We start from the raw sequence: 10,018 nt of genomic DNA on the forward strand, positions 1-10,018 counted from the left end.
AAAATAATCCTTTGTGCGACACGTTTCCTCATAAGTGTGCAAACACGAAGTAGGAGGGTTATCAATTTGATAACAACAACTGTTTGACTGAAAGTAGGAATGAAAGCCGTCATGTTGAGCTGAAACTACTTATCTAATACTCCTACATGCAAGGCGTGATAGTAGTCACAAATTGTATGAAGCTAGGTGAAGTCGGCTGAACAAAACCTAAGTGAGAAATCATATGGTAATGGATAGGTCGGGATGCTACAAAATATCTATGGTGAGAATGTCTAAAATAACGGACTGGCGAACTTGCGAATGTACGGGTCTAAATTATTAATACAATAGAAATTTGTATGTCGTCAATGATGACGTTATCTACCGAAAAGTAAGAGTAAAGGATACGAAATTCGGAACATCTAACGATGAGGGTGTAAAGATAACAGGCTTAAAGCAAGCACCTAAGGATATATGTATAGCTAAGTCAATCGGAACGTGGTAAGCAAGAAACTGTCACCAACGCCTACTAGCGGACAGATGCATATAAGGTTCTAACGAACCGAAATTGCTTCATTCTTGTGAAGGTGGGGACAAAGTACCGACGAAGCATGTAGCGAATGTGGAGGGATAGTCCCTAGTCTTGTTCTTTGAAAACTAAATTAACTAGATGTAACTCACAGGATCGAGTAAGATGATGGGACTTTTCGTAAGAAAGGGGAAATAATACATCGGTGAGTACAACATTACGAAATGCAGAATATTACGATATGCAAAAAGTGTTTGATGATTTATACCAACGTAGTGAAAATAACGCTACTAAAGGTGTAAATCTATATAAATACATCATATCAAAAGAAAATATTCTATTGGCATATAGAAGTATAAAGGCTAACAGTGGTTCTAAAACTGAAGGAACAGATGGTATCACAATCGACCATTATAAAATGGAAGATGTAAATTCCTTCGTTGACGATATTAGAAAAACTCTCACAAATTACAAACCAAATACGGTACGTAGGATAGAAATACCTAAACCTAATGGGAAGAAACGCCCATTAGGAATCCCTACAATGAGAGATAGATTGATTCAACAAATGTTCAAACAGGTTCTAGAACCAATATGCGAGGCAAAATTCCACAAGCATTCATATGGATTCAGACCTAACAGGTCAACACACCACGCAATGGCTAGGTGTCAATATCTGATAAACAGAGGAAGATTTAGTCACGTAGTAGACATTGATATACAAGGTTTCTTTGACAACGTGAACCATTCCAAGTTATTAAAACAACTATACAACATAGGCATAACTGATAAAAGGGTGCTGACAATTATCTCTAAAATGTTAAAAGCACCAATCAAAGGAAAAGGTATTCCTACAAAAGGAACTCCGCAAGGAGGAATCCTAAGCCCATTACTTAGTAATGTTGTATTAAACGATTTGGATTGGTGGATATCTAGGCAATGGGAGAATATTAAAACAAGAAGACCATACACAACAGCAACCAAAAATCCATTGCTGATAAAAACAAAATTGAAGAAAATGCATATCGTTAGATACGCAGATGATTTTAAAATATTTACTAACAATCATCAATCTGCAATCAAAATATTCCATGCAGTAGAAGGTTATCTTAAAAATCAATTAAACCTTAATATATCTAATGAAAAATCGACTATAACTAACCTAAAAAGAAAATCTTCCGATTTTCTGGGGTTCTCTATCAAATCTGTTAAAAAGCGCGAAAGATATGTGGCAAACACACATGTAAGCGAGAAAAAGAAAAAGGATATCCTTGAAAAAGCAAAGACAAGGATTAAAGCAATTCAAAAAAGCCCATCAGGGAAAACAGTACAGGACTATAACTCTTATGTACTTGGTATAAAAAATTATTACAAAATTGCAACACATGTAACTATAGACTTTGCTGAAATAGCCTTTCGTCTCTCGAAAACTTTGTTTAATCGTCTAAAATCAATAGGGAAATATAAGATTCCTACCAATGTGAATGCATTATACAAAAGAACTCATAGGAACAATTATAGAACCTTTGAAATAGCGGGCAATCATGTATATCCACTAGCGGACATACAAACACGATTCCCTCAAAGTTTTAGTCAAGACATATGCAATTACACTAAGCAAGGAAGACAAAAACTCATCAAAAGCCTAAAAGGTAACATTGCCAATGAAATGCAAAAGATGTTGCTATCCTCCAATAAAGGACAAAGCATGGAGTATACAGATAACAGAATATCCAGGTATTCCATGCAAAATGGTAAATGCGCTGTCATCGGAATCTTCTTAATAGCTGAAGATGTGCACTGTCACCATAAAATACCGAAAGGTATGGGAGGAACTGACGAGTTTAATAACCTGATTATTGTACATGAATTTGTCCACAGATTGATTCACGCTACAAATGACGAGACGATTAGAACATATATGAGAATTCTTCAATTGAACGATAAACAATTGAAGAAAATAAACAAACTCCGTAAAGCTTGTAATCTAGTTACTTTAGTATAAAAGGATAAGATGGGGCGCTGTATGCGATGAAAGTCGCACGTACAGTGCTAAGCGGGGGAAAAGATGGAGATAACTTCAAAGTCTTACCTATCGCAACTGTTTATAGAAAAACAAGCTACCACGTTTCATTGATTGGGAATCTTTTCTAAGGTATTCTTAAGAGGATGGGAATAGAAAGAATATCTTTGAGAGGAAAGGGATTAATTTATGTTAGGAAATTGGTTTGATAAATTAAAAGAACCTAAATGTATACATAGATATAAATTTATTAAAAATCATGACAATGAAGATTTTAAAACTGGTAAGATGGGGATAGTTAGTTATTATAAATGTGAAAAGTGTGGGAAAGAGAAGGAAATTAGCAAATATACTAATGATGTTAATAGTGACTATTGGGATATTTAAAATAACATTCGAATATAGTCCGGCTAGAAAACTAGAGGACACCAATTCATTAAAGCAGCAATTAAAGCTGTTTTAGGAATAGGTGTCCTTTTTATTTTGAAAAGGGAGATGGGGAAATGAAGGGGTTAAAGGATCAGTTACGTGGATGGAAAAAGAAATCCAAGCAAGGAAAGAAAAATAAGAAAAAATCAAAAGAGAAATTTAGTACTCGTGAAATTGAGGATTTAATGGGGATGCATAGACCTTGTTATGAACGAAGACGTGGAGCAATAAGACAAAAGTAATCTAGAAATAAAAAGGAGTGGTCTTACATGACTAAACAATTATCTTTCTTACCAAAAATTGATAGAACAGCGACACAAGAGGAATTAGAAGGTGTCTTGGAAAGCGTACGCATACATAGACAATTTGGGATGATGCGTAAAGAAATGAAAGTCACTCCTTCTTATGAAATACGTGAGCACGGTCCTACATATGCAGTTGGCAAAACGTTAGAAGATGTTGCTATAGCAAATATTCAACAAAGCGAACGAGAAGATTGGCTTGAGAAAATGTCATTACGTATTGATCAGTTTCTAAATCGATTAGGAAACGGACGTGCTGGAAGCATTCAAAGAGATATTATTTATAAACGTTATTTAGAAGAAGAGGACGTATGTGATTACATGGTTTATAACGAAATAGGAATGTCAGAGCGTACTTATCGACGTTGGAAGTCTAAAGCGTTTTATAAACTTGCTTTTGCGCTTGGATTAGAAGTTTACGACACAGAAGAAACGGGAGGTAATGAATAATGAATTTCGTTCAACCAATACGTGATCCAGAGCAAATACAGCAGCTAAAAGATTATTTTAAGGAGAAGAGTTTACGTAATTACATTCTCTTCATTATGGGAATTAATACAGGCTTAAGAATCTCGGACATTTTGAAATTGAAGGTAGGAGATGTCAAAGGTAGTCATATATCTATGAGAGAAAAGAAGACAGGGAAACAGAAACGAATACAAATTACTGCAACATTGAAAAGAGAGCTCAAATGGTTTATTGAAGAAAGAGAAGATAATGAGTACCTATTGAAAAGTAGACAAGGTAGAAATCGTCCAATCGGTCGTAGCATGGCATATAAGATATTAAGTGGAGCAGCGGCAGAGTTTAGATTAGATGAAATAGGAACACATACGCTGAGAAAGACGTACGGCTATCATATGTACATGCAAACGAAAAACATAGCATTACTCATGGAGATATTCAATCACTCGTCAGAGAAGGTCACATTACGTTATATAGGGGTAAACCAAGATGCAATGGATAGAGCAATGACTAGGTTTAAAATCTAATCATTGCTTATTTCTTTTTTAGTCTAGGGGTATCGCACATCGCTATCAGGCTAAGAAAATACAACTCCTCATAAAGATGATTTCTTTATGTACTAATAAAAAAGGAACATATAGTTGATAATTAGAATAAAATATTACACACATGTTTTTCACGTTATCATTTAAAAACTAACCTAATAGCATTGGGTTGGTTTTTTATACTGAAATTTTAAATTGATTTTTATTTTTTTAAAGAAAAATGCTGAAACCGATTCCGTTACATGCATACACTGTAAATGACATGAAAATCTCTCCTAAAAACAATATATAAAAAGAGATGAGCTGGTCCTTCATCTCTTTTTTAATCCTAACAAATACGAACCTTGAAACCAACTTTAGGGCTTGTTTATTGTGTCGGACAAACATCCAAGCTAATTTTTTTGGATTGAATATAAATAATTATATCCATTTCAAAAAAAGGAAGTGAATTATTTTGGACCATTTTATTAAATCGAAAGGTTGCGGTTGCTGTGGTAGATTTCTTCCTGCTCGTGCACCTGAGGTTAACACGATAGAATTTTTACCAGCTTATCGTAACTTTTGGCAAAACGAATTTGTTACCATACCTAACGGACAGAACATCCCATTTAACAACCAAAGTGTAGCTGAAGCAGGAGGAATTGTTTTATTATCACCCACTACGGTATTCATTCCATTAGCTGGAGATTATGAAATTAGCTATGTAATTACAAGTGTTGTTTTTTCAGAAGAAAATCAAGAACAGCAAGTAACGGCTATCTTAAATGGGGCTCCGGTTCCTGGTTTCCAAACGACTTTCGGAGCAATAACTGAAACTGGAGAATCATGCGACCAATTTTCAGGAACAGCTATTTTAAGAATACCCGCTAAATCTATTTTTTCACTAAAAAATACAAGCTTTAATGGAAGTTCCATATCTTTGTGCAATCTAGTTGAAAGTGGTGCAGCACTAATCATTAAAAAATTAAGTTAACATCTTTAGAAAAAAAGGACACGGTGTTTTACCTGGTCCTTTTTAATTTTAGGTAAGTATATGTGAGACATTAAATTGTTAATTATTTTTAGGTGGAATATTATGTATTGATTATAAAATTCACCGAAAAGGATTGTTGAGAAGTTGCCAAAACCACCTAATCCACCAAGTGGAGGTAGTTCTTGCAATAGTTTATGCAATGCAATTAAGAGCAACTTAAGATTAGCTAATGATTTAAATGAAGCTGGCTTCAACTTGAGCGTACATTTGGAATATGATGAAACTCCAAACACCTCAATACTACATACTGTCCGCATCTGGAAAAGTAAATACTCCTAGTTCAGGAGTATTGGTATATGTATACGGTATTCATTTAATGGAAGATTGATCTACAATATCAGAGTGAAATAATCACCTACTGATTCATAGAAAAACCGCGTTTTATACTGTAATCTGTACCATAACAAAGCATTAGCCAATTCCCATCTGTTCAATTAATTGAAATGCTGTCGGAGGTGGACCATTTTCGAGCCTCAAGCGAATTAAATTAGCACACTCTTCAGGGTTTAATACTGAAGTATCGATTTCTAAGTCATAAATACCGGGTTCATGGACGGACTCTTGCCATAGTTTTACTGGTAATGGGATTGAACCATCCTCTGAGTAACCAACTTTCCATGTTTCGATCCGTCGTTTCATAATAATTTCAATTGGACAATGTACCCCCACAAACATAACTGGCAGTCCCTTTAGTATCCGTGCACATTCGGGCAGAATTCCCCGTGGGATGGAATAATTGTCATGATGACCGACATCAACTACGACGTTTATCCCTAAACGACTGTGTGCAGCAATTGACTCATACATGGCTTTATACATAAGTATAATCAAGGGCTCAATATCGGGTCGCTCGCCACCAGGACGTAATCCAATACTTGGCTGATAGCGTTCTGGGGTCATTTGCATGAACCGATCTACTCCTAAGTTCATCCACACACCTTTAAATTTGCTCTGGATTACAGTGGCGATGCTGGATTTCCCAGATCTTGGAGTGCCGTTCATAATAACAATTTTTCCAGGTTGATCCATTGATAACATACAGGAATACCCCTTTCATGACTCTACCTTGTAATCTTAACTCCGATTTTTCCTTAAAAAGAATAATTTACCAATTCAAGAATAATCCTCAATAGTCCTTTCTTATTTCACAAGAGGAAGGCACCTTGTGGTGTCTTTTTTTATAGGATAGCACCAACAAAACAAGAATTCCGGCATAAAATAAGCCGTTAAAAAAATATTGTTCGACTAAATGGCATTGTAGAAGAATTAAATAGTAATTTTATAAAGATTTGAATATTATACATTGAAAATAACAACTAACTTTCCGGAGGTGAATCCATATGAATAAATATAGTGTTTTTTCACTTGCCACTTTGGTAATCTTCATTGTTTTATTTTATACAATGTTTAGTGGTGTGTTGTTGAGATTAGGTAAACCATTTTTAGGACTACCATTAGGCAAAACATTTATTCTTTCAATGTTTCTGTTCCCATTATTAGGGGTTTTTTCGGGATTAAAAGCCAAAAAAGGCTTGATGAAATGGCTACTTATAATACTTAATTTTATTGCAATTTGTATAATTGGGTATATTTTATTACTTGCTTATGGTATTGCTGAAAACTAATTAAAATAAAAGTGAATAAGTCGTGGTTAACAAAAGAATATGATAAAAAGAAAAATAGGATAAAATTCAACTTCCGCAATCAATAATTATGTAAATAAGCTGTCTACATGGGCAGCTTATTTTATTTTTCCGCATAGCGTAGGTTATTTTGCAAAATGCTGGTGGTATCCCTATACAGTTACTCATAAATTTCGTACTGTGTAACTCAAAGGAAAAAGTTAAATGAAATTACTGATAGCAAGGGATTCAGTGATAGACTCAGTTACACACAATATAAGATATGGATAACTCAATTGTTATATGGAATAATATATATATCAATAATTTAATAAAATAGTATCGGGGGATTCGGATATGTATGAAGAGCATTTATGTTTCAAATTACCTGAAGGTAGAAAGAAGATATGGAGATATATGGATTTCACAAAATTTATGGATATGTTAGATAAAGAGTCTATATTTTTTACAAGATCGGATAAATTTCAAGACAAGTTTGAGGGAGTTTATCCAAAAATGAATAGAGAATTAAGACCAAAAAATTATATGGAAGAATTAGAGAAGTTACCTTCAGAGGCGAGAGAGAATTTTTATAAGAGTTTAGATTCAATTGAAATATTTGCGGAATTTCTTAAGAGATTTACATTAATAAATTGTTGGCATATGAATGAATATGAGTCTGCAGCAATGTGGGATTTGTATTTGAAAAGTAATGAAGGGATTGCTATCCAATCTAGTGTAGAAAGATTAGTAAAATGTTTTAAAGGAAATAAAGAAAAATTTTACATTGGGGAAGTCGAGTACATAGATTATAAGAAAACGATAATTCCAGAAGGTAATTTTTTCTATCCTTTTACTTTTAAACGTAAATCATTTGAACATGAAAGAGAGCTAAGAGTTGTTCATTTATTAGAACTTCCAACAGTGGATGATGCAATCGATTATAAAGCACCATCGCCATTAGAATTTGGGATGCCAATTAAGTGTGACATTAAAGAATTAATAGAGAGAGTATATGTTTCACCAACTGCACCAGAATGGGTATTCGAATTGGTTTGTTCTATGTGTCAAAAATTTAATTTAGATGTTGAAGTAATTAAATCAGAGCTTAGTGAATTACCGTATTAAAGATACTGGCAGAGTCGTGACCGCTTTTTGGCAGTATATGTGCCGGTTGTTTTGGAATTAACGTGATATATTTGTATTGTGAGTAGTGGCGGAAAACACGACTCATAAAGATTCCTTTATAATCTGTATGTCTAAACGGTTTCATAATGATGGCACATAAAATCCGAAACCAGCAGATGGTAATGATTGAATGATACTGTCATTAGGGAGAGCTTTTGCTCTTCTTCCAGTTACTTAATATTGTTGTTGCGTATCAGCGGTTCATCATTAGGTGATTGGAATAAGGATAAAACTTCACGTACGGAAATTAAAGTACAAATTAATAATCTATAAAAAAGCATCCATTCGGGTGCTTTTTCTTACGATTAGTCAACCTGTATTTTTAGGTTTTTACTGGAGTGAATATCAGAATAAACATATACTTATTATCATGCATAACAAAGACCCCTAATATATACTCGTTTTTTGCTAGGGGTGAGATATGATATGATGAATGAAACTATGATATTAGGCCGTTAACCGATAATCATAGTGTATATCATGTGTAATAAGGTGAAAGAGAAGTTTCAAGAACTTATTTACACATGCAATGGACGCAACTTTATGACATTTGTTATAGGGTTGCGTTTTTAATTTATCGTAATACTCAACAATGTGATTTTGTCCGTAACGTCGTTGTTTAATCATGTTCTGGATGATGAGAAAAAGGAGCTTCCGCAAATGTTTATTTCCACGTTTGTTAATTTTATCTTTATAAAAGGTTTTACCTGATTGAAAACGGCGTATATCAATACCTGCAAATGCATTGAGCTGCTTGTTATTGTTAAAACGAGTAATATCTCCTATTTCAGCCATCAAGCGTACTGCAGTATTCGGGCCAATCCCAGGAAGACTGAGAATGATACCGTATTCTGCACGTTGCTCGGCTATATATACCATCTTGTTAATACAGCATTCTTTTTGGTGAAGAAGCTCTTGATAGCGCTTTGCATATAATTTGAGTTGATCACAAAGAACATCGTTCTCAGAAACAGCCGGATAGGAAGTTTTCGCTATTTCAATTATCTGAATCGCTTTTTTCTCGGCTGTAATATTTGATATTTTTTTATTGGTGTTGGCACGAATACGATTTTTTATGATTGTTTTTGAAAGACCTAAAACACAATCTGGGTGGGGGAATAGTTGAACAAAATTTAAAAACAAATCAGATTTACTGGTAAACATTCTTTCCAATTCAGGAAAAGTTAATTGAATTACTTTGTGCATACGACCACGAATTATCGATAATTCACTGTCCAATTCGCTATACCATCTAGAAAGAGATTTTAGCTGATGGAATGAGTTGATAGTTCCATTAGATACCCTTCGGGTAACTGTGAAGTGAGTGAGAGCTAATCGATGTGCGTCGCTTCGGTCGGTCTTATGAATCCGTAAGGAATCACATTGTAGTTTGGCTTCTAATGGGTTTAATAAACAATACGTATACTGGTTATCTTGCATAAATCGTTCTAGCTGCCTGGAATAGATACCTGTTGATTCGAACACAATTTCAGGTAATTCACCAGTATTATCTGCAAGTTCATGAATTTTTTCTTGTAGCTTTTCGAATTCGGGTTTAGAATGCTTGATTTCACTTTCAAATACACATTGTTTTTGTGCATTATAAATTACCATGTAACTTTTACCCATACTGACGTCAAACGCAATTACGTGTTCCATAAAGTTCCTCCTTAGGTGAAATTGAAGTCTTCAACTTACACTTATCGATTCCCATTTCTTATACACGATCTCGAGGACCAACATACTAAAAACTGATTCAAATAAGGTAAGTGAAGAAGGTCAGTTTATTTTACGGATTCAAGATCCCAAAGCACCCACGACCCTTTCTTCACTTCTACTATATAAAAAATAGTAGTGCGAACCAATGCCTTGGTCTGCACTACTAATCTTAGTATGTTTATTT

At 34.3% G+C, this 10,018-nt stretch carries 12 protein-coding genes; 10 read left to right on the forward strand and 2 right to left on the reverse strand.

What is annotated here, in order from left to right; all coding sequences use genetic code 11:
• The first annotated feature begins 334 nt into the window (after window positions 1–334).
• From ACTJJY_RS31330 to ACTJJY_RS31365, 8 genes are all read left to right on the forward strand, one after another.
• Window positions 335–484, forward strand: a complete 150-nt coding sequence (locus tag ACTJJY_RS31330) for a hypothetical protein (RefSeq protein WP_165773209.1) — start codon at window positions 335–337, stop codon at window positions 482–484.
• 229 nt (window positions 485–713) lie between these two features.
• Window positions 714–2,513, forward strand: a complete 1,800-nt coding sequence (gene ltrA, locus ACTJJY_RS31335; protein ID WP_440605206.1) for a group II intron reverse transcriptase/maturase — start codon at window positions 714–716, stop codon at window positions 2,511–2,513.
• Between the two features lie 26 nt (window positions 2,514–2,539).
• Window positions 2,540–2,662, forward strand: coding sequence for a hypothetical protein (locus ACTJJY_RS31340; protein ID WP_254915690.1), 123 nt, complete (start codon window positions 2,540–2,542; stop codon window positions 2,660–2,662).
• A 58-nt stretch (window positions 2,663–2,720) separates the two neighbouring features.
• On the forward strand, window positions 2,721–2,918 hold the full coding sequence (locus tag ACTJJY_RS31345) for a hypothetical protein (RefSeq protein ID WP_440607400.1): 198 nt from the start codon (window positions 2,721–2,723) through the stop codon (window positions 2,916–2,918).
• A 116-nt stretch (window positions 2,919–3,034) separates the two neighbouring features.
• The gene (locus tag ACTJJY_RS31350) at window positions 3,035–3,202 is read left to right on the forward strand and encodes a hypothetical protein (RefSeq protein ID WP_440607401.1); all 168 of its coding nucleotides are present in this window, start codon (window positions 3,035–3,037) and stop codon (window positions 3,200–3,202) included.
• Between the two features lie 27 nt (window positions 3,203–3,229).
• Window positions 3,230–3,712 carry an ArpU family phage packaging/lysis transcriptional regulator gene (locus ACTJJY_RS31355; protein WP_440607402.1) on the forward strand — a complete coding sequence of 161 codons (483 nt, stop codon included), beginning with the start codon at window positions 3,230–3,232 and terminating at the stop codon, window positions 3,710–3,712.
• The gene (locus tag ACTJJY_RS31360; RefSeq protein WP_440607403.1) at window positions 3,712–4,254 is read left to right on the forward strand and encodes a site-specific integrase; all 543 of its coding nucleotides are present in this window, start codon (window positions 3,712–3,714) and stop codon (window positions 4,252–4,254) included. The genes ACTJJY_RS31355 and ACTJJY_RS31360 overlap by 1 nt, the downstream gene beginning before the upstream one ends.
• A 472-nt stretch (window positions 4,255–4,726) precedes the next feature.
• Complete coding sequence (locus ACTJJY_RS31365) at window positions 4,727–5,245, forward strand: BclA C-terminal domain-containing protein (protein WP_440607404.1); 519 nt, start codon at window positions 4,727–4,729, stop codon at window positions 5,243–5,245.
• Between the two features lie 471 nt (window positions 5,246–5,716).
• Here the strand turns inward: ACTJJY_RS31365 and ACTJJY_RS31370 are convergent, their stop codons facing one another.
• A complete protein-coding gene (locus ACTJJY_RS31370) occupies window positions 5,717–6,343 on the reverse strand; it encodes a chloramphenicol phosphotransferase CPT family protein (RefSeq protein WP_440607405.1) in 627 nt (208 codons plus the stop codon).
• 302 nt (window positions 6,344–6,645) lie between these two features.
• On the opposite strand from ACTJJY_RS31370, the gene ACTJJY_RS31375 reads away from it, so the two are divergent.
• The gene (locus tag ACTJJY_RS31375; protein ID WP_440607406.1) at window positions 6,646–6,930 is read left to right on the forward strand and encodes a hypothetical protein; all 285 of its coding nucleotides are present in this window, start codon (window positions 6,646–6,648) and stop codon (window positions 6,928–6,930) included.
• A 354-nt stretch (window positions 6,931–7,284) separates the two neighbouring features.
• Complete coding sequence (locus tag ACTJJY_RS31380; protein ID WP_440607407.1) at window positions 7,285–8,055, forward strand: hypothetical protein; 771 nt, start codon at window positions 7,285–7,287, stop codon at window positions 8,053–8,055.
• Window positions 8,056–8,562: 507 nt separating this feature from the next.
• Here ACTJJY_RS31380 and ACTJJY_RS31385 read toward each other — a convergent pair.
• Window positions 8,563–9,774, reverse strand: coding sequence for an IS110 family transposase (locus tag ACTJJY_RS31385; RefSeq protein WP_440605350.1), 1,212 nt, complete (start codon window positions 9,772–9,774; stop codon window positions 8,563–8,565).
• Window positions 9,775–10,018: the final 244 nt, after the last annotated feature.

This window comes from Bacillus sp. 22475 (genome assembly GCF_052044835.1).
Taxonomy (GTDB): Bacteria; Bacillota; Bacilli; order Bacillales; family Bacillaceae_G; genus Bacillus_A; species Bacillus_A cereus.

What these genes read in the sequence shown, in the direction of transcription:
- ACTJJY_RS31340 (WP_254915690.1), top strand. Translation starts at nt 2,540, where the DNA reads ATGAAAGTCGCACGTACAGTGCTAAGCGGGGGAAAAGATGGAGATAAC.
- ACTJJY_RS31345 (WP_440607400.1), top strand. Translation starts at nt 2,721, where the DNA reads ATGTTAGGAAATTGGTTTGATAAATTAAAAGAACCTAAATGTATACAT.
- ACTJJY_RS31350 (WP_440607401.1), top strand. Translation starts at nt 3,035, where the DNA reads ATGAAGGGGTTAAAGGATCAGTTACGTGGATGGAAAAAGAAATCCAAG.
- ACTJJY_RS31355 (WP_440607402.1), top strand. Translation starts at nt 3,230, where the DNA reads ATGACTAAACAATTATCTTTCTTACCAAAAATTGATAGAACAGCGACA.
- ACTJJY_RS31360 (WP_440607403.1), top strand. Translation starts at nt 3,712, where the DNA reads ATGAATTTCGTTCAACCAATACGTGATCCAGAGCAAATACAGCAGCTA.
- ACTJJY_RS31370 (WP_440607405.1), bottom strand. Translation starts at nt 6,343, where the DNA reads ATGTTATCAATGGATCAACCTGGAAAAATTGTTATTATGAACGGCACT.
- ACTJJY_RS31375 (WP_440607406.1), top strand. Translation starts at nt 6,646, where the DNA reads ATGAATAAATATAGTGTTTTTTCACTTGCCACTTTGGTAATCTTCATT.
- ACTJJY_RS31380 (WP_440607407.1), top strand. Translation starts at nt 7,285, where the DNA reads ATGTATGAAGAGCATTTATGTTTCAAATTACCTGAAGGTAGAAAGAAG.
- ACTJJY_RS31385 (WP_440605350.1), bottom strand. Translation starts at nt 9,774, where the DNA reads ATGGAACACGTAATTGCGTTTGACGTCAGTATGGGTAAAAGTTACATG.